Origin of the sequence: Irregularibacter muris (genome assembly GCF_024622505.1) — a bacterium.
GTDB lineage: Bacteria > Bacillota > Clostridia > Eubacteriales > Garciellaceae > Irregularibacter > Irregularibacter muris.
The window spans coordinates 276,336-295,398 of sequence record NZ_JANKAS010000001.1; the positions used below are offsets into that span (position 1 = coordinate 276,336).

The window sequence follows — 19,063 nt, forward strand, 5'->3', positions numbered from 1 at the left end:
TTGATCATTACTAATTATTGATAAAATACATGTCCACCTATTCTTGTAACATAGGCTTTATTGTTTACAATCCAACTACCGGCTGCTTTGGATGGGTTAAAGAAATAAGTTGAATTTCCAACAGGTCTTGCGCCACCTATAGCCTCCTTAGCTGCTTGTATACTTTCTTGGGAAGGATTGTTGTAAATAGTCCCATCAGCTACAGGACTAAACTGAGGTATATTCTTGTAGTATTCAAAGATTACATTATAAACAGTATTGGGGAAGTCTTTAGAATTAACACGGTTTATAATAACATTCCCAACGGCAACTTTTCCCTTATAGGGCTCTGCCCCAGCTTCGGCTTGAATAATTCTTGCCAACCAATAGATATCATTAGAATCAACTTTGGTGTTAGAGGTTGTCCCCCTTGAAGTTGTAGTAGCATTCCCAAATAGTTTAGATTGGGTTTCTCTACCAGCTATACCGTCAATTCTTAATTTATGATTGATTTGAAAATTAATAACGGTTCTCTCTGTTTTCTTTCCATAGATTCCATCCACAGAAATAGAATAGCCTCTATTTTGTAGAGTTTGTTGGAGATGTGCAACATCATTTCCACGGCTTCCAAATTTTAATAACCGATAAGATTCACTAGCTAATACCTCTGGTGTAATAATAGCCAGCATTAAAACTGCTATGAATATGGTCAAAATTATCTTCTTTTTTGTTTTCATTTATTCCACTCCTTCCGAATATTTGCTTCCGAAGTTAGCTGACGGGTGCGGGGTAGAAGGCCCCCTACCATATACCATGGATTGACCCCTAAACTTGGTTCCTCCGTACCTAAGAGATTCTTAGGATTCAGCAAGTGTGTAAACATGTAACGAACATGTAACAAAGGCTATTATACAGGAGGGCCATGTTTATGTAAACCATGTTAGGAGAAATACCAGAAATTACATATTCTAGCATGATGAATATTTTAAAAATTTATTTTGTCATTAGATAGCTTAAAAGAATGTCGAAAAAAGCATGAAGGAAATTGAAGAAAAGTAAAGAATACTAATTTATTAATGGCTAACTACTCCAGAATAATGTTCATGATAATTTGAATGATTATTCTAGGCCTTACTATACCTGGTTCATGTCTAAGGGGAGTATGTATCAAGATTAAATACAATGGGAGGCTTTATTCATGAATAGAAAAGATAAAATCTTTCATACGCTGACATCAATTTGTGAAGAGATTACAATAGATGAGATCATGGATGGGTTCAAGGGGTTTGAAACAAAATATATAAGCGAGTTATCAGGAATAAATAGAAGTAATACAAGCAAAGAATTAAATGCTTTATATGATGAACAAAAGGTGATGAAAATTAAAGGCAGACCCGTTTATTACTTTGACAAAGGTAAACTCGAAGAGATTGCTGGTATAAAGATAAATAGGACTAAAAATAGTGAAGCGATCTCACTGAAAGAACTGATTACCAATAATCAAGAGGTAGAAATAAAAGATGTCTTTCATTCTATTATTGGCTCTTCTAATACCTTAAAAACCCCAATAAAACAAGCTAAAGCAGCGGTGCTTTATCCCCCTAGAGGACTGCATACCTTAATTATTGGACCTACTGGTGCAGGAAAAACAACCTTTGCAGAAACCATGTACAATTTTGCAGTACAAAGTAACACCATAAATTCTGGGGGAAAGTTTACCGTATTTAACTGCGCAGAGTATGCAGAAAATCCACAACTTTTATTATCCATGTTATTTGGTCATATCAAAGGAGCCTTTACTGGAGCGGACACTGAAAAAAATGGTCTTGTTGAAACATCTAATGGAGGAATATTATTATTAGACGAAGTTCACAGGCTCCCTCCTGAGGGACAAGAAATGCTTTTCATGGTCATTGATAAGGGGGTATATAGAAAATTAGGTGATACCGAAAAGTATAGGAAATCAAATGTTTTTATCATTGGAGCTACAACAGAAGATATCACCACATCTCTTTTACAAACTTTCACACGAAGATTCCCCATGGTCATCAATTTACCCTTTTTAAATGAATGGACACTACCAGAACGATTCCAATTGATTTCAGATTTTTTTGAAAAGCAATCCAAGGTGATTGGAACTAAGATTAGGCTATATAATGAAGTAATACACTCACTACTATTGTACGATTGTAATGGGAATATAGGGCAGTTAAAGAGTGATATACAATTGCTATGTGCCAAGGGGTTTTTAGAATATAAAACTTACAATAAAAAAATGCTCGAGATAAACACCTCTATGATTCCTGAACATATCTATGATGGATTAATGGAATATCGTGAAAAAAGAAAGGAGATAATGAATATTATCCCTATTGGCATTGAAAGATACCATGATTTTTTTCCTGAACATAGCAAAGAAAATCATTTGAAAGATGAATACGATATATCCAATACTTTATATAATGATTTAGGAACAAAGTATACTCAGTATTCAGAAAAAGGATACGATAATGAAGAAATCAAAATAATTTTAAATTCATATATAGAGGAGTATTTAAAATTACTTCTAAACAAATATAGTATCAGTAAAGATATGCCTTCTACAGATGAAATTTTTAAAATAGTGAGTCCACAGGTTTACAATGCTGTAAAAAATGCAATAAGGACCAGCGAAAATAAGTATGATAAGAACTATGCTAGTAAGCTAAAAATAAGTTTGATGATGCATATAAGTGCATTAATTGAACGTCTCTCTAGAAATGAGAATTATGAATATAAAAGCATAAAGGATATTGCCTTAAACTATCACAATGAATTTCAAGAGGCAAAACTAATGGTAGATGTCATTAATACAGAACTAAATATAAAAATACCCCAGGAAGAGGTTGGAATAGTAACCATGCTTCTTCATGCAGTTGATACAGAATTAAAAAATTGCCCTCAAAAAGTAGGAGTCATTGTTATGGCCCATGGGAACCATACAGCTACAAGCATGGCTGCAGTTGCCAATAGTTTGTTAGGCACAAAGCATTGCCATGCCATTGATATGCCCTTAGAAGAAAAAGTAGATGTTGCTCTGCAAAAAGCTATAGATTTGGTAAAAAAAATTGATCAACAAAAAGGGGCATTAATCTTAGTGGATATGGGTTCACTCATAGCCTTTGGAGAGATTATTACCAAAAAAACAAATATAAAGGTGCAATGCATTGAAATGGTATCCACACCCATTGTCATTGAAGTTGTAAGAAAAAGCCTTATTCCGGATACAAGTTTGGAACAAATTGTAGAGGAGATTAATAGGGTGCATCCCTATGTCGGAAGGATAATTACAAACGAGACAAAGCGCAGAGTTTTAAAACAAAAACCTAGAACAATAATCACAACATGTATTACTGGAAAAGGCACTGCCATTAAGTTGGAAAAACTAATTCGAAGTGGAATTCCAATAATTAATGAATACAATATTGAAATCAAGGCTATGAAATATAACTATCAAACAATAGATAATGATAATGTTATTGCTGTCGTCGGGGCAATTAATCCTAAAGTCCCCCATACACCCTTCATATCCATAGATGATTTGATATTGGGCGATGGATATAAAAGGCTAGAGGCAATAATTTACAATAGCGATATACAAGAAGATACTACATACCATTCTATTGACTCCAATATAAATCTGATTTCTAAAACTTTAAAGGAGATGCTTACTTTTTTAGATCCATCAAAGGCATACCACTTAGCAAATCAATCCTTCGAATATATTGCACAAAATTATAAAATAACCGATAAAAATAGGAAAAAATTATTATATGTTTTCCATGTGGCGGGTATGATTGAAAGAATTATGAAGAATGAAGCTTTCCAATTTGATGAAGTAGATGAAATCATTAATAAAAATAAAGTTCAATACAATAGGATAAAGAAATCCTTAAAAAATATGGAGGATACCTTTAGTATCAAAATACCTGATACAGAAATATCCTATCTAATTGATTTAATTGATACAGAATAAAAGAAGTTGATACACAAATTTTGTATGATACATTTTAACCTTAGTTTACTCAACTCCCCTTAGAATCCTATGGATTTTAAGGGGTTTTACTATAAGTTCTTTATAATGATGTAAAAATACAATGGAATACATATGATGGCACGGAACTTGCTTTAATAAAGAGTAACAAAACATTTAACATGAAAGGACAAATGCTTATGACTGGAATTTTGGTAGTTACCCATGGAAAATTTTCAAAGGAAATTATAGAAAGTGCAGAACTAATTGTAGGAAAACAGGAAAATATAACTTATTTGACTTTAGAACACGATGACAGTGTAGAAGAGTTAAGAAGTAAGGTATATGAAAGCATAAATCTTTTGGAAAGAGGTGATGGAGTATTAGTCCTTGCTGATCTATTTGGTGGCAGTCCGTCTAATGTAATAGCCAGTAATTTAAAACATTTAAATTTCGAGTGTATTACCGGTATCAATTTACCTATGCTTATTGAAGCTCTTGTATCTAGAAACACATGCAGCTTATCAGAGCTAGTAGAAAAATGTATGACCAGTGGCAATGAGGGGATACAAAATCTAAAGGAGATGTTGTGTGCAAGAATCAACCAGTGACAATTAAGGGGAAGATAGAAAAATCAAAAAAAGACTAGGGGGATATCATATGGCAGAAATTAATTTAGTAAGAATTGATAGTAGATTAATACATGGGCAAGTAATTACCAAGTGGTTAAAAAAATGTGGAGCCAATAGGATCATTATTATAGATGATGATTTGGCAGCAGATGCATTTATGTCAGAAATCGCAATTATGGCAGCGCCAAAGGGGATATCTGTAGAAATATATTCTGTAGATCAAGTTGCTGAACATTATAAAAAAGATCAACTAGGCAAAGGGAAACTATTAATACTACTGAAAAATATACCAACTGTATATAGAACAATTAAAAAAGGCTTGCCTATTACATATATCCAAATTGGAGGTATTGCTAGTGCACCAGGGAAAAAACCAGTTTTCAGAGCAGTATCACTAGATGATAATGATGTGAAATGTTTAAAAGACATAATACAAGAAGGTATAGAAGTAGCTGTACACATTATACCCGAGGAAACAAAAGTTGAAATAGATAAAATCCTAAAAAAATATTAAGAGGTGATAATTAATGAGTGGATCGTTGTTTTTGGCCATTTTTACTGGTTTTTGGTATTGGTTGGGGCAAAGTAAACTGGGTTATACATTTCACTGGTTTATTTGTCAGCCCATCGTTATGGCGCTTCCAATAGGATTAATCATGGGGGATGTACCTACCGCAATGATAATGGGGGCCAGCATAGAACTTGTTTATATGGGGATGGTTGCAGCTGGAGCAAATATGCCTGCAGATGAATGCTTAGCTGGTTTGATTGCTATACCTATAGGGCTTCAAACCGGTATGGATCCTCAAATGGCAGTTACATTTGCTATCCCCTTTGGAGTACTTGGAGTATTTGTAGATCAAGCTAGAAGAACTATAAATGCAGGTTTCGCCCATCTAGCAGATAAGCATGCATTAAATGCCAATACAAAAGGTATATATATGTGTGCATTTGTCTGGCCTATGTTGTTGGGATTTCTTTTAAGATTTCCACCGGTATTTTTAGCTAATTTCTATGGAGCAAATGCAGTCCAAGGATTTCTAGATATCATTCCCGAATGGATATTGCATGGCTTAAGTGTAGCAGGTGGTATATTACCAGCACTAGGATTTGCAATAATCATATTTATCATTGGAAAGCAAAAGCTATTACCTTTTTTCATTATAGGATTTTTCTTAGTTCAATATTTGGAATTAAATATTATGGCCTCTGCAATTTTTGGTACGTGCGTTGCTTTACTGATAATTTTTTTAGGAAAATCCCCAAATAGCGATAATGAAGAGGGAGGGCAAAGAATATGAGTGAACAAATAAGCAAAACTAAACCAATTGTTTTATCACAAAAAGATAAAACACGATCTTTTATGACTTGGTATATGGGGTGTGAAGTATCAAACTCTTATGAAAGAATGCAATCAGTAGCATTTTGTGCAAGTATGATACCTATTTTAAGGAAGTTATATAGAAAAAAGGATGATTTAAGTAAAGCATTGACTAGGCACCTTAATTTCTTTAATAGTCAGGGAACATGGGCTAATCTAATACATGGTGTAACAGTTGCAATGGAAGAAGAAAAGGCCAATAGTGATAGTATACCAGATGAGGCGATTACCGGTATTAAAACTGGTTTAATGGGACCAATCTCCGGAATTGGGGATACCATTGACTGGGGAACTCTTAAAACAATTTTTGCAGCATTAGCAGTTACCTTTGGAATTACAGGTAGTTCATTGGGTGCTTTTATTCCATTTCTATTTGTAATAGCTACCTTATTTGAAGGATATTATTTGTGGAAACTAGGCTATACATTAGGAAGAGAATCTATAAAATCTATTCTTCAATCAGGATGGATCCAGGAGTTAATAACTGGAGCCAGTATTTTAGGACTTTTTATGATGGGGTCATTATCAGCGAATTTTATTAAAATTAGTACACCAGTTTCCATAAACTTATCTAATACAAATGGTATAAGTATTCAAGAAATCCTAGATGGAATAGCACCAGGATTACTACCGTTGGCTGTTGTATTTGGCATATACTACTACTTGAAAAATAAGAGCCAAAACATATCTGTTTTACTAGTTATTATTTTAGCTATAAGCTTGATAGGGTCATATTTTGGGATTTTATAATACAAAAAGGGGATGTCATTATGATAGTGCCAATGAAAGAAATCTTAATACATGCTAAAAAAAACGCTTATGGAATTGCAGCTCCAAATGTTATAGATGCAGGAACCATTAGAAGTGTGTTTGAAGTAGCTCAAGAAATGAAAGCACCCATAATTATTGATTGTGCTGGATATGATCTAATAGAAATTGTAGGGGATATTTCGAGATTCTATGAAAGAAAATATCCCAATGTTAATGTTGCATTAAATTTGGATCATGGTGCTACCTTTGAAGAAGCCGTATTAGCTATTAAAAATGGATTTTCTTCTGTAATGGTGGATAGATCACAAAAACCCTATGAGGAAAATGTAAGGGAAGTAAAGGAAATTGTAAAAATAGCTCATGCGGTGAATGTATCTGTTGAGGCTGAGCTTGGCCACGTTGGGATTGGTTCAGAATATGAACAAACTAGGGATGAAGGTTTAACCAATCCCGATGAAGCGGTTCAGTTCGTGAAGGATACAGGAATAGATTGCCTTGCGGTTGCTATAGGAACCTCCCATGGGACTTACAAAGGAACACCCAAAATAGACTTTGAACTATTGCAAGAAATTAAAAGTAAGGTTGAGATCCCCCTAGTACTTCATGGTGGATCAGGAACGGGGGATGAAAATTTAGCAAAATGTATAGAAAAGGGTATACAAAAAGTTAATCTTTTTACTGATCTGAGTAATGCAGCGGTGTATCAATTAAATAATTATCTAGAAGGCAATGTAATTGTGGATAAAGATGGAAAGAGTGGAGAATTTGCTATTCAAAACGTAAACTTATATGACGCTTTTGAAACCGGAATAAAGGGTTACAAAGAAAAATTAGAGCATTATGTTAGATTATTTGGATCAGTAGGTAAAGCATAAACAAAGGTATAGTGGAGGTGGAAAATTGTTAGACTTTAATTTTCAGAACGAAACAAAAATAATTTTTGGAAAAAATTCTTTTGATGATCTTTCTAAGGAAATTTCCAAATGGGGAAGAAAAGTATTACTCGTTTATGGAGGAAATAGCATAAAGAAAAACGGTATTTATGATAAGGTTGTTGCTCAGCTGGATAAAAACCAGCTTATTTTTGAAGAAATTTCAGGGGTAAAACCTAATCCCAGGCTAGATTTAGTTTTGGAAGGTATTGATAAAGCAAGGAAATCAGATATAGACTTCATATTGGCGGTGGGTGGCGGAAGTGTCATCGATACAGCCAAAGCAATAGCAATGGGGGCAAAGTGTAATAAAGATATATGGAGTTGCTTTAGTGGAGAAGTTTTTGAAAATGAAGTTTTACCACTAGGAACAATTCTAACAATTCCAGCAGCAGGCAGCGAATCCAGTACCACAACGGTAATCACAAATCAAGATAAAGGGCTAAAAAGAGCTTTTAGCACAGAAGAATTAAGACCTAAATTTGCCATATTAAACCCAGAGACTACATTTACATTACCTCAAAAGCAAACCATTGCCGGAGCAATTGACATCATGGCCCATGTCTTTGAAAGGTACTTTACCAATACAGAAAATGTTGACCTAACAGATAGATTATGTGAGGGCTTACTAAAAATCTTGATTAAAAACATACCCATTGTTTTAGAAGAACCAGAAAATTACCATGCAAGGGCAGAAATTATGTGGGCGGGTACATTGGCTCATAATGGCCTTTTGGGTACTGGCAGAGAAGAAGACTGGGGTTCCCATATGATTGCCCACGAAATCAGTGCCCAATACGATATTACCCATGGTTTTACCCTATCTATTATATTTCCAGCATGGATGAAGTACGTATATAAAACAAACACCAATAGATTTGCCCAATTTGCTAATAGAGTGTGGAACATCGAAATAGACTTGGATAATTTAGACCGGACAGCTATGGAAGGCATATTCGAAACAGAAAAATTCTTTAAACAAATAGGGGCACCGACTAGGCTAAGGGATTTAAACATTCATGATGAACATTTAGAGAATATGAGTCATAAGTGCACAATGAATGGATCTGTAGGTAACTTTATAAAATTGCATCAAGGAGATGTGAATAAAATATTTAAATTAGCACTATAAAATAATTTATCATGAAAGGACTATATTATGGAAATTAAAAAAATGACATTTGCGGTGTTAACGGAAAAGGGAAATGCCGAAGTGCATAAAAGAAATTTGCCAGAGATTGGTGAGGGCCAAGTTTTAGTAAAGCATGAGGCTTGTAATATCTGTACAACAGACTATGGTCAATGGATGGGATTGAGAGAACATCAGGGATATCCCATGGCAGGTGGTCATGAATGGTCAGGGAAAATCGTAAAGAAAGGGAAAAATGTACTTAGTGAGCTTGAAATTGGTGACCGAGTTGCCATGGCTTACACCTATTGCGGGCAATGTGATCCATGTAGGCAGGGAATTACTAGTGAGTGTATTAATGTAAAAAACCAAGCAACAAAGGACGGGTATTTGGGAGCATTTGGATACGCAGATTACAGCGTTAGAGACGCTAAAGTACTGATGAAAATGAATCCAGACTTAAATGCCAGTGAGGCAGCATTTCTAGAACCCTTAGCTACAGTTGTAGAAGGTCTTGAAAAAACTAGAATAAAACCCTTTGAAACCGTTGTGATTATTGGGGCTGGGACGATGGGGTTATTAAATGCTCAGGCAGTAAGGGCCCACGGAGCTAGGGTAATTATTACCGAGATCATGGAGAAAAAAATTGCAGCAGCTGAATCCCTAGGTTTTGATGTGATCAATGCTTTGGAAAAAGATCCAGTTGAGGAAGTTCATAAACGAACTAATGGACGAGGAGCAGATGCAGTAATTATTGCTGTAGGTACCACAAAAGCAAATGAACAGGCCATGAAAATGGTGAAAAAACTTCATGGACGGATACTATACTTTGCAGCTGGCTATCCAGCTCCAAAAATGGACGTAGATTCTAATATTATTCATTATAAAAAAATTGAATTAATAGGAACCTATGGGGCAGACATGAAGGATTTTTTTACAGCAGCAAAATTATTAAATGAAAAGTTTGTTGATGTGTCCAAACTAGTTGAAAAAACATATAAACTAGGGGATATACAGGAAGCATATAAAGCTGCAAGTACACTAGGCAGTTTTAGAGTAAGTGTATTACTATAGGTATGGAAAATATAAAGGTAAAATATGAAATAAAATATACACCAAGAAGCAACCTAAAAGGGTTGCTTCTTGGTGTATATTAATCATTACAACTTTAAAAGGGTTTAAAGAGGAGGATTCATTGTAAGTCTGTACGAAAAAAAGTAAGTATGATAAAATAGCTATTAATTGATAATGCTTTACATTTAGATAAAAAAGTAACAATGTGTTGATAAAATTTCAAAGTCATTTGGAAATATAATTTCTAGACTCAATATCAAAAGGAGGACTGGATAAATGTACAAGATTATTCGAAAAAGAGTACTTAATCCTTATGTTAAATCAATGGATATCCATGCACCGGCTATAGCAAAAAAAGCGGAGCCAGGACAATTTATTATTTTAAGAGTATATGAAGGCGGAGAAAGAATTCCTCTAACTATTGCGGATTATAATAGGGTGGAAGGTACAGTAACGATTATTTTTCAAGAAGTTGGAAAAACTACCCAATTACTTGGAAATATGGAGGAAGGGCAACATCTGTTAGACTTTGTAGGCCCATTAGGAGAAGCATCTCATTTGGAAGGGTATAAAAAAGTGGCGGTGATAGGGGGAGGTCTAGGAACAGCAATCGCCTTTCCTCAAGCCAAGAAATTGCATAGTTTAGGAGCCCAAGTTCATCTGATTGCTGGGTTTAGAAATAAGGATTTAATTATTCTTGAGGAGGAAATGACAGCAATAAGTGATGAAATCTTTATCACAACGGATGATGGATCTAATGGAAATAAAGGATTTGTGACCAATGTATTACAAAATCAAATAGACCAAGGAAATGAATATGATTTAGTGATAGCGATTGGACCACTTCCCATGATGAAGGCGGTATGTGATTTAACTAGGGATTATGAGATAAAAACCATTATTAGTATGAATCCGGTAATGATTGATGGTACGGGTATGTGTGGAGGATGTCGGGTAACTGTAGGAGGTAAAACTAAATTTGCCTGTGTAGACGGCCCTGATTTTGATGGACATCTCATAGACTTTGATGAAGCCATGAGGAGACAATCTATGTATAAGGATCAAGAAAGGTCCTCTGCAAAAGATCATGAATGTACTATGGGAGGTGTACTAAAAAATGCCTAATATGTCCTTGAAAAAAGTTCCAATATCAGAAAGAAATCCACAAGTAAGAAACAAAAACTTTTTAGAAGTAGTTTTGGGATACACAGAGGCATCAGCCATAGAAGAGGCTAAAAGATGTTTGCAATGCAAACACAAACCTTGTGTACAGGGATGTCCAGTAAATGTAAAAATTCCCGAATTTATCAAATTGGTAGCAGAAGGAGATTTTCAAGGGGCCTATCATAAGATAAAAGAGACCAATTCCTTACCTGCTGTATGTGGCAGAGTATGTCCCCAGGAAAATCAATGTGAAGGACTATGTGTTAGAGGGAAAAAGGGAGAACCCGTTGGGGTTGGAAGATTAGAAAGATTTGTAGCAGATTGGTATATGGAAAATGTTCAGGAAGAGAAGATAGATATACAACCTAATGGAAAGAAAGTAGCCATCGTTGGCTCAGGACCAGCAGGTCTTTCTTGTGCAGGAGATTTAGCAAAAATGGGCTATGAAGTAACTATTTTTGAAGCCTTCCATACCCCTGGGGGAGTATTAGTTTATGGAATACCAGAATTTAGATTGCCCAAGGAAATTGTAAATAAGGAAGTGCAGTCTTTACAAAATTTAGGTGTTACCATTAAAAACAACATGGTCATAGGTAGAATATATTCCATTGATGAGCTCATAGAAGAGGATTTTGAAGCCGTTTTTGTAGGCACTGGTGCAGGATTACCCAACTTTTTAAATATCCCAGGGGAGAACTTAAATGGTGTATATACGGCCAATGAATTTCTAACGAGAGTCAACCTTATGAAAGCTTACAAGTTTCCAGAATATGATACGCCTATTAGGATCGGAAAGAAGGTGGCAGTCATAGGAGGTGGCAATGTAGCTATGGATGCTGCCCGAAGTGCCAAAAGATTAGGAGCAGAAGAAGTTTATATCATCTACCGTCGATCTGAAGAGGAAATGCCTGCAAGGCTGGAAGAAGTACACCATGCAAAAGAAGAGGGCATTATTTTTAAACTTTTGGTTAATCCAACAGAAATTTTAGGCACAGAGGATGGTTGGGTAGAAGCCATAAAATGCATTGATATGGAACTAGGGCAACCCGATGATTCTGGTAGAAGAAGACCTGTTCCTAAGGAGGGATCAGAGCATCAGTTAGAAGTAGAAACGGTTATTATAGCTATAGGTCAATCTCCCAATCCACTAATAAAGTCCACTACAAAAGGGCTAAAAACCCAAAAATGGGGTGGTATTCTTGTGGAAGAAGAAACGGGAGCTACAAATAAACCAGGGGTATATGCTGGTGGCGATGCTGTTACAGGGGCGGCCACAGTAATTTTAGCTATGGGAGCAGGAAAAACTGCCGCTAGGGCTATTCATGAACAGTTGATGGTGAAATAAGAAAATTTTATTCTTATCAATATATAAATAATAGTTATAGAGGAATGCTAAAGGATAGATATAGCATTCCTTTCTTACGCTAGAACAGCTCCCTATTCTATGGGAGGATATTATTATTTATAATCAAGAGAAAGGGAATAAAGGATATTGATCTTCCTCCATAAATGGGGAAGAAACAGATTTATAGATCATAAATAAAAATTGGAGGAAAAATGAATATGATGAAAAACTTTGGGGTATTAGGTATTAATAGAGAAATGAGTGCTACATTAGCCAAAAACGGCATAAAAGAACCAACACCAATACAGGTAAAAACTATTCCAGTACTTATGAAGGGGCTGGATGTTATTGCCCAAGCTCAAACAGGCACGGGAAAAACCCTTGCTTTTATGCTCCCCATCATAGAAAAAATTGACGCAAACAAGCCTTTTATACAGGCTCTCATTGTTACACCCACTAGGGAACTGGCTATCCAGATAACATCAGAAGCAAAGAAACTAGTAGCGAATAAAGATATAAAAATATTATCTGCCTATGGAGGTCAGGATGTAGAAGGGCAGATTAGAAAGTTAAAAAAAGATATACATATTGTGATAGGAACACCAGGACGATTACTAGACCATCTGAGAAGAAAAACCATCAATATAGGTAAAGTTTCCATGCTTGTTCTCGATGAAGCGGATCAAATGCTCCACATGGGGTTTTTAAATGAGGTAGAAGATATCATAAGGCAAACACCTAGGGAGCGCCAAACCATGTTTTTCTCAGCTACAATGCCTAAGGGAGTAGGGGCTATGGCAACTCGATATATGAACCAACCTGTGCAAATACAAGTACAAAGTGAGAGAATAATCCTTGATGAAATAAGGCAAATAGTGATAAAAACTACCGATAGGAAAAAACAGGGCGAACTATGCATGACCATAGATAAGTATAGGCCCTTTATGGCCATAATCTTTTGTCGTACTAAACGCCGTGTAAGTGCACTAAATTATGCCTTGGGAGAGAAGGGGTACAATGTAGAAGAACTTCATGGAGATCTAAGTCAAGCAAAGCGGGAAAGAGTAATGAAAGCCTTTAGAAAGGCGGATATACAGCTTCTTGTGGCAACCGATGTGGCTGCCCGGGGATTAGATATAGAGGGAGTAACCCATGTGTTTAACTATGATATGCCCCAGGATACAGAAGGGTATATCCACCGTATAGGGCGTACCGGTCGAGCAGGGGAAAAGGGGGTGGCTATTACCTTTGCAACGCTCAGGGATGACCAAATGCTAAATAGCATAGAAAAAGAAATAGGGATGAACTTAGAAAAGATAAGTTCACAACAGATTGGGGAAAAAAGCAATGATGATAAAGCTCCCAGTCATGGCACGGGAAAGAATAAAAAATATAATAAAATAGCAAAGTTCTCGGATAAGAGAAGACAGGAAAAAAGCTGGACAAAGGATAAAAAATCTGGGGGATCTCAAAAACAAAAGATTCAAGGGAAAAAGAGAGCAACTAGGGGGAGAAATCGTTAAAAACAATAGAGTCGTGCATGACAAGGAGAAGTTATATTTGTTTTTACGTATAAAAAAAGATACAATAAGAATAACTTTAGATATAAAAGGAGCGTGTTACTGTTGAAAATTGTATTATTGGAACCACTTTCTATTCGTGAAGAAAAGCTAAAAAATTTATCCAGCAAACTCTTAGAAATGGGTCATGAATTCATAGCTTATGATACAGTAGAAAAAGATGAAGAGATTTTGAAAGAGAGAGTCAAGGATGCAGATATACTCATTATAGCCAATAATCCTTTAAGTGGTGAAGTGATAAAGGCAGCAAAAAATTTAAAATACATATCCGTGGCTTTTACAGGGTATGACCACATTGACCAAGAAATTTGTCAGGCTAGAGGAATAAAAGTATCCAATGCTCAAGGATATGCCACTGAGGCTGTGGCGGAGCTAACCCTAGGCATGATCATCACCTTACTAAGAAATATAGTAAAATGTGATGAGGTCACACGATGTGAGGGAACAAAAGCAGGGTTGATGGGAAATGAGTTAAATGGAAAAACCGTAGGAATTGTTGGAACAGGTGGTATTGGACTGCGTACAGCAGAGCTATTAAAAGTATTCAATTGTAATCTTTTGGGATATAATAGATCTCAATCTCCAAAAGCAAAGGAATTAGGTATCCAATATGTGAGTCTAAAGGAATTGATGTCAAAAAGTGATATCGTATCCTTGCATGTTCCTCTAACAAAGGATACAAAAGAATTAATTGGGGAAGAAGAATTATCCTGGATGAAGAAAAATGCTATTCTTATTAATACTGCTAGGGGACCTGTATTGGATAGTAAGGCTTTAGCAGCTGCATTAAATGAAGATAGAATTGCCGGAGCAGGAATAGATGTATTTGAAATAGAGCCTCCCATTGCCCCTGACCATCCTTTCTTTCATGCCAAAAATGTTTTAGTTACACCCCATGTAGCCTTTGCTACAGAGGAATCCATGATAAAAAGAGCAAAAATTGTATTTGATAATGTTTACTCATGGATGAATGGAGAAGAAAAAAATATTGTTATTTAAAAACAGTGGTATTTACCACTGTTTTTACTTTAAAAGAACAAAGCTTATCTGTTGGCAAGAGATCACCTTTTCTATTCTACATTTTCCGTCAAGTAGGATTTTATAGATTTTTGGGTAGAATAAGGCTAAATACAAGTTATAGTGAGGTAAATATTAATGAATAAAGTAAGCTTTCAGGATTTTAAGTTAGATGAAAAAATAATAAGAGCATTAGAAAAATTGGGATATATGACCCCTACCAATGTTCAAGAGAAAGTACTGCCCTCTGCACTGGAGAGCATAGATCTTATTGTTAAGTCCCAAACTGGTAGCGGAAAGACAGCTGCCTTTGCTATCCCAATCTGTGAGAGGATAGAAATAGAGGAAAACAGTCCACAGGCTTTAATCTTAGTACCTACCCGGGAATTGGCCGTACAGGTTAAAGAAGAATTATTCAACATAGGAAGATTTAAAAGAATAAGATGCGAAGCTATTTTTGGAAAACAATCTTTTGAACGTCAGGTCAGAGAGTTAAAACAAAGAGTGCACATTATTGTAGGTACGCCCGGCAGAACATTAGATCATATACAAAAAGGCAATATTAATCTGGAAAAAATAAATTACTTGGTCATTGACGAAGCAGACAAAATGTTAAATATGGGATTTATTGAAGATGTGGAAACGATTATAAAAACCTTGCCTATCTCTAGAACAACTATGTTATTTTCCGCTACAATCCCGGAAAAAATCCTATATCTTTGTGAAAAACATATGGAAGAGCCGAAATTGATTGAGATAAGCTCAAAAAATCCTGCGACAGAGAGAATACAACAATACTATTATCCCGTGGAAGAAAAGGGGAAATTTAGTTTGCTAAATAAGTTAATCTATGTTTATAGACCAGATAGTTGTATTTTGTTTTGCAATACAAAAAATACCGTAAACTGGCTTTTGCAAAAGATGCAGAGCAAAGGCTATCGTTGTGGTGCACTACATGGCGGAATGGAACAGGAGGAACGGCTTACAGTGATGAAGGAGTTTAGACAAGGGACCTTTGGCTTTTTGATTGCCACCGATGTGGCCGCCAGGGGAATTGATATAGAGAATATCAACCTTGTGGTAAATTTTGATGTCCCTGTAGAAAAGGAATCTTATATCCATAGAATTGGAAGAACGGGACGGGCAGAAAAACAAGGTGTTGCTCTCACCCTAGTAACCCCAAGAGAAGTGAGATGGTTTAATCAAATTGAGGATTATTTAGCTTATAAAATATCGCCAGGGGAATTACCCTCGGAAAAAGATATAGAACAAGGAAGGAAAGCTTTTCAGGAGCAAGTACAACATAAGCCAAAGATGAAAAAAGATAAGGGGTTAAAATTAAATCAAGAAATTACAAAGATTTATATTAAAGCAGGGAAAAATAAAAAAATAAGACCAGGGGATATTTTAGGGGCAATGACAAGTATCCAAGGAATTGCATCAGAAGATATCGGAATTATTGATATTCAGGACAATATATCCTATGTAGATATACTGAATGGAAAGGAAAAAATAGTCTTAAACCAACTTCCCAAAACTACAATTAAAGGAAAAAAAATAAAAGTAGATAGAGCAATAAAATAGAAAAAATATATTTAAAAATCAAAGGAGATCCGCAAATATGGATCTCCTTTGATTTTATATTAAATTATTTACCTGCCATTTGATTTTGCGCCTTTTCAATCATTTTCTTGACCATAGTACCACCAACATAACCATTTTCTCTGGAAGTTAAATTACCTTTATCCATTGAATCATAGTTTGCAATTCCAAGTTCGTTAGCTACTTCTAGTTTAAAACTATCAAGGGCTTTTCTAGCTTCAGGAACTAAAACTCTATTACTACTTCTGTTTGCCATAGTTTTCACCTCCTAATTGGTTTTGCAATAATAGTATGTGTAGTTTTGTTGAGAATACACTATGTAAAGTATGGATAAGTTGTTAAACACAGGAAAATAATCTTCTGTATTTATACTTTGTTGAGGTTTTTATCTATGATAAAATGTATTTTGGATCATTGAGAATTTTTAAAAGATAGTTTTTCGCAAAAATAATAAAAATAACCAATTATAGAGGTGATTATTAAAATGTTACATTCCTTCTCAAGAACAGAAATGTTAATAGGAACTGAGGGATTAAATAAATTAAAAAATAGTAAAGTTGCTGTTTTTGGAATTGGTGGAGTGGGGACTTTTGTTGTAGAAGGCTTAGTTCGTTCAGGAGTAGGTTCTTTTGTATTGATAGATGATGATGATATTTGCTTAACCAATATCAATAGACAAATCCATGCTACTAGAAAAACAGTAGGAAAACCCAAGGTAGAGGTCATGAAAGAACGAATTTTAGAAATTGCCCCCAAAGCCCAAGTGGAAGTTTTTCAGGAATTATACAACCCAGAAAGTGCAGAGAAAATGCTATCCCAGGAATACTCCTATGTGGTAGATGCTATTGATATGGTCTCCTCTAAACTGGATTTAGTAGAAAGATGCCATAAAATGAATATTCCTATGATGAGCAGTATGGGAGCTGGAAATAAATTAAATCCTACGATGTTAGAGGTCGCAGATATTTATAAAACATCGGTGTGCCCCTTAGCGAGGGTAATGAGAACTGAACTAAGAAAAAGAAATATTCCTAAATTAAAGGTAGTGTTTTCTAAGGAAAAGCCTTTAACACCCTTAGAGTTAGATGGGGGTTGCAAAACAAATTGCATATGTCCTAGCAAAGATAGGACTTGTGTTGAAAGAAGACAAATTCCAGGTAGCGTATCCTTTGTACCTTCGGTAGCAGGTTTAATCATTGCATCAGAGGTAGTGAAGGATTTAATCAGATAATAAGGGAAGAATTAAGGTAGAAAAACCTTTATTTCATTGAGGTTTTTCTACCTTCTTTAAATTCTGCTAGAAGTAAATCCACCATTCGACCATAACTATGGACCCCTTCTTCTTGAAGATTGGATTTTAAATATAAATTATTCATTTTAGAGGAAAATCTCTCTAAGGGGCCTTCATAAGAACTCCAAAATTCTTTAATAGAATCAAGATCTCGGATCAATCCCTTACTATAGTTCTTTGTCAAATGAAGATACTTATCCTGATCATATTCATATAACTTATTCATAGAATGGGACAGCGCCAATAATATTCCTGAGTATTGAAAATCTACATCAGGATGATGGCTACACACTAGATATGCAATATAATTCGCTTCATCTTCTCGGGCAAAACCTCGTTGATGGGCTATTTCATGGGTGACCGTACTGGGTAGCTGAACATCAGGAAGTAAGGTGTTGAAGTTGGCTTCTCCTGTAAAGGGGAAAAATATACCCGCGATACCAGCATAGGACATAAGATTTGAAAGAAAAACACCTTTGGGATAAACATCTCTCCCTCCTAGCTCGGGATACACCCTAGAAGAAATAGAAAAGCCTAGATTAGAACGTTCAGGCACAGATTTTAACTTATTGGGAATATCAGTTAGCCCTTGTTCATCCTCAAGATTCTTTTCTCGAAGGCTATTTGCCTGTTCTATTAAATTTTCACAAAGGGATTCTAAATCTTCTACAGAAGATGGTTGAGGATTTAGATTTGCTATAGTAGAAAAGGGCAACCGATGATAGTTTATTCCCCAGGTAATAATAAAAACAAAATAGAGAATACTAAGACAAACAATAATGTTGATGAACAAGGTAAAGAACATTTTTTTTACATTGCTTCTAGGCTGAAAGAGATGATATACAAACCTTAAACATTGGAAAAGAATAAACAACAAAAGTATATAGAGTAAAAATTCTCCTACAGAAATCTTAGTAATCTTGGAAAAGGGAGATAGAAGATTCCCTATTATTTTATACATACCTGTAGAATAAATATGCTCTGTCACCAGAGGGTATCTTGAGAAGAAAAAAGTTATTAAGATGCTGAAAGGGAACAAAGATATTAAAAAGTATAGGGATAGAGAAGTGTTTTTTTTCATGGGCCGCCACCTACTTTACAATAAAAATATTTTTTCTATAGGAGAATTATTTTTGAAAAGGTTTTTAAACTCT

The 19,063-nt window shown here is 35.2% G+C and carries 17 protein-coding genes and 1 riboswitch; of the genes, 14 read left to right on the plus strand and 3 right to left on the minus strand.

Going from position 1 to position 19,063, the window contains the following annotated elements:
* Positions 1-14: 14 nt before the first annotated feature.
* The gene (locus NSA47_RS01355; RefSeq protein WP_257529045.1) at positions 15-716 is read right to left on the minus strand and encodes a cell wall hydrolase; all 702 of its coding nucleotides are present in this window, start codon (positions 714-716) and stop codon (positions 15-17) included.
* Positions 717-723: 7 nt separating this feature from the next.
* A riboswitch (cyclic di-AMP (ydaO/yuaA leader) is annotated at positions 724-859 on the minus strand.
* A gap of 318 nt (positions 860-1,177) precedes the next feature.
* Between NSA47_RS01355 and NSA47_RS01360 the strand changes: the two genes are divergently transcribed.
* The 13 genes from NSA47_RS01360 to NSA47_RS01420 all read left to right on the plus strand — a co-directional run bounded on the left by NSA47_RS01360 (position 1,178) and on the right by NSA47_RS01420 (position 16,600).
* Positions 1,178-3,994: a sigma-54-dependent transcriptional regulator gene (locus NSA47_RS01360; protein ID WP_257529046.1), complete on the plus strand. Its 2,817-nt coding sequence runs from the start codon at positions 1,178-1,180 to the stop codon at positions 3,992-3,994.
* 179 nt (positions 3,995-4,173) lie between these two features.
* Positions 4,174-4,602, plus strand: coding sequence for a PTS sugar transporter subunit IIA (locus NSA47_RS01365; protein WP_306811061.1), 429 nt, complete (start codon positions 4,174-4,176; stop codon positions 4,600-4,602).
* 49 nt (positions 4,603-4,651) lie between these two features.
* The gene (locus NSA47_RS01370; protein ID WP_257529047.1) at positions 4,652-5,137 is read left to right on the plus strand and encodes a PTS sugar transporter subunit IIB; all 486 of its coding nucleotides are present in this window, start codon (positions 4,652-4,654) and stop codon (positions 5,135-5,137) included.
* Between the two features lie 13 nt (positions 5,138-5,150).
* Positions 5,151-5,924 carry a PTS mannose/fructose/sorbose/N-acetylgalactosamine transporter subunit IIC gene (locus tag NSA47_RS01375; protein WP_257529048.1) on the plus strand — a complete coding sequence of 258 codons (774 nt, stop codon included), beginning with the start codon at positions 5,151-5,153 and terminating at the stop codon, positions 5,922-5,924.
* The gene (locus NSA47_RS01380; RefSeq protein ID WP_257529049.1) at positions 5,921-6,754 is read left to right on the plus strand and encodes a PTS system mannose/fructose/sorbose family transporter subunit IID; all 834 of its coding nucleotides are present in this window, start codon (positions 5,921-5,923) and stop codon (positions 6,752-6,754) included. Before NSA47_RS01375 ends, NSA47_RS01380 begins: the two co-directional genes overlap by 4 nt.
* 20 nt (positions 6,755-6,774) lie before the next feature.
* Entirely contained in the window at positions 6,775-7,650 is an 876-nt protein-coding gene (locus NSA47_RS01385; protein WP_257529050.1) for a class II fructose-bisphosphate aldolase, read from the plus strand.
* Between the two features lie 25 nt (positions 7,651-7,675).
* Entirely contained in the window at positions 7,676-8,839 is a 1,164-nt protein-coding gene (locus NSA47_RS01390) for an iron-containing alcohol dehydrogenase (RefSeq protein WP_257529051.1), read from the plus strand.
* 27 nt (positions 8,840-8,866) lie between these two features.
* The gene (locus NSA47_RS01395; RefSeq protein WP_257529052.1) at positions 8,867-9,910 is read left to right on the plus strand and encodes a zinc-dependent alcohol dehydrogenase; all 1,044 of its coding nucleotides are present in this window, start codon (positions 8,867-8,869) and stop codon (positions 9,908-9,910) included.
* A 276-nt stretch (positions 9,911-10,186) separates the two neighbouring features.
* A complete protein-coding gene (locus NSA47_RS01400) occupies positions 10,187-11,035 on the plus strand; it encodes a sulfide/dihydroorotate dehydrogenase-like FAD/NAD-binding protein (RefSeq protein ID WP_257529053.1) in 849 nt (282 codons plus the stop codon).
* Positions 11,028-12,419 (plus strand): NADPH-dependent glutamate synthase, encoded by a 1,392-nt coding sequence (gltA, locus tag NSA47_RS01405; protein WP_257529055.1) that lies wholly within the window; start codon positions 11,028-11,030, stop codon positions 12,417-12,419. The genes NSA47_RS01400 and gltA overlap by 8 nt, the downstream gene beginning before the upstream one ends.
* Positions 12,420-12,640: 221 nt before the next feature.
* A complete protein-coding gene (locus NSA47_RS01410) occupies positions 12,641-13,942 on the plus strand; it encodes a DEAD/DEAH box helicase (protein ID WP_257529243.1) in 1,302 nt (433 codons plus the stop codon).
* A gap of 102 nt (positions 13,943-14,044) precedes the next feature.
* Positions 14,045-14,998: a 2-hydroxyacid dehydrogenase gene (locus tag NSA47_RS01415; protein WP_257529056.1), complete on the plus strand. Its 954-nt coding sequence runs from the start codon at positions 14,045-14,047 to the stop codon at positions 14,996-14,998.
* Positions 14,999-15,154: 156 nt separating this feature from the next.
* Positions 15,155-16,600 (plus strand): DEAD/DEAH box helicase, encoded by a 1,446-nt coding sequence (locus tag NSA47_RS01420; protein ID WP_257529057.1) that lies wholly within the window; start codon positions 15,155-15,157, stop codon positions 16,598-16,600.
* Positions 16,601-16,664: 64 nt separating this feature from the next.
* On the opposite strand, the gene NSA47_RS01425 is transcribed toward NSA47_RS01420, so the two are convergent.
* A complete protein-coding gene (locus tag NSA47_RS01425; RefSeq protein ID WP_257529058.1) occupies positions 16,665-16,874 on the minus strand; it encodes an alpha/beta-type small acid-soluble spore protein in 210 nt (69 codons plus the stop codon).
* Positions 16,875-17,102: 228 nt separating this feature from the next.
* Here NSA47_RS01425 and NSA47_RS01430 point away from each other — a divergent pair, with 228 nt between their 5' ends.
* Positions 17,103-17,849, plus strand: coding sequence for a tRNA threonylcarbamoyladenosine dehydratase (locus NSA47_RS01430; RefSeq protein ID WP_257529059.1), 747 nt, complete (start codon positions 17,103-17,105; stop codon positions 17,847-17,849).
* Positions 17,850-17,877: 28 nt separating this feature from the next.
* On the opposite strand, the gene NSA47_RS01435 is transcribed toward NSA47_RS01430, so the two are convergent.
* Complete coding sequence (locus NSA47_RS01435; protein WP_257529060.1) at positions 17,878-18,870, minus strand: DUF3810 domain-containing protein; 993 nt, start codon at positions 18,868-18,870, stop codon at positions 17,878-17,880.
* Positions 18,871-19,063 lie beyond the last annotated feature (193 nt).

Coding starts and splice junctions, on each gene's coding strand:
- NSA47_RS01355 (WP_257529045.1), bottom strand. CDS start 716: ATGAAAACAAAAAAGAAGATAATTTTGACCATATTCATAGCAGTTTTA.
- NSA47_RS01360 (WP_257529046.1), top strand. CDS start 1,178: ATGAATAGAAAAGATAAAATCTTTCATACGCTGACATCAATTTGTGAA.
- NSA47_RS01365 (WP_306811061.1), top strand. CDS start 4,174: ATGAAAGGACAAATGCTTATGACTGGAATTTTGGTAGTTACCCATGGA.
- NSA47_RS01370 (WP_257529047.1), top strand. CDS start 4,652: ATGGCAGAAATTAATTTAGTAAGAATTGATAGTAGATTAATACATGGG.
- NSA47_RS01375 (WP_257529048.1), top strand. CDS start 5,151: ATGAGTGGATCGTTGTTTTTGGCCATTTTTACTGGTTTTTGGTATTGG.
- NSA47_RS01380 (WP_257529049.1), top strand. CDS start 5,921: ATGAGTGAACAAATAAGCAAAACTAAACCAATTGTTTTATCACAAAAA.
- NSA47_RS01385 (WP_257529050.1), top strand. CDS start 6,775: ATGATAGTGCCAATGAAAGAAATCTTAATACATGCTAAAAAAAACGCT.
- NSA47_RS01395 (WP_257529052.1), top strand. CDS start 8,867: ATGGAAATTAAAAAAATGACATTTGCGGTGTTAACGGAAAAGGGAAAT.
- NSA47_RS01400 (WP_257529053.1), top strand. CDS start 10,187: ATGTACAAGATTATTCGAAAAAGAGTACTTAATCCTTATGTTAAATCA.
- gltA (WP_257529055.1), top strand. CDS start 11,028: ATGCCTAATATGTCCTTGAAAAAAGTTCCAATATCAGAAAGAAATCCA.
- NSA47_RS01410 (WP_257529243.1), top strand. CDS start 12,641: ATGAAAAACTTTGGGGTATTAGGTATTAATAGAGAAATGAGTGCTACA.
- NSA47_RS01420 (WP_257529057.1), top strand. CDS start 15,155: ATGAATAAAGTAAGCTTTCAGGATTTTAAGTTAGATGAAAAAATAATA.
- NSA47_RS01425 (WP_257529058.1), bottom strand. CDS start 16,874: ATGGCAAACAGAAGTAGTAATAGAGTTTTAGTTCCTGAAGCTAGAAAA.
- NSA47_RS01430 (WP_257529059.1), top strand. CDS start 17,103: ATGTTACATTCCTTCTCAAGAACAGAAATGTTAATAGGAACTGAGGGA.
- NSA47_RS01435 (WP_257529060.1), bottom strand. CDS start 18,870: ATGTATAAAATAATAGGGAATCTTCTATCTCCCTTTTCCAAGATTACT.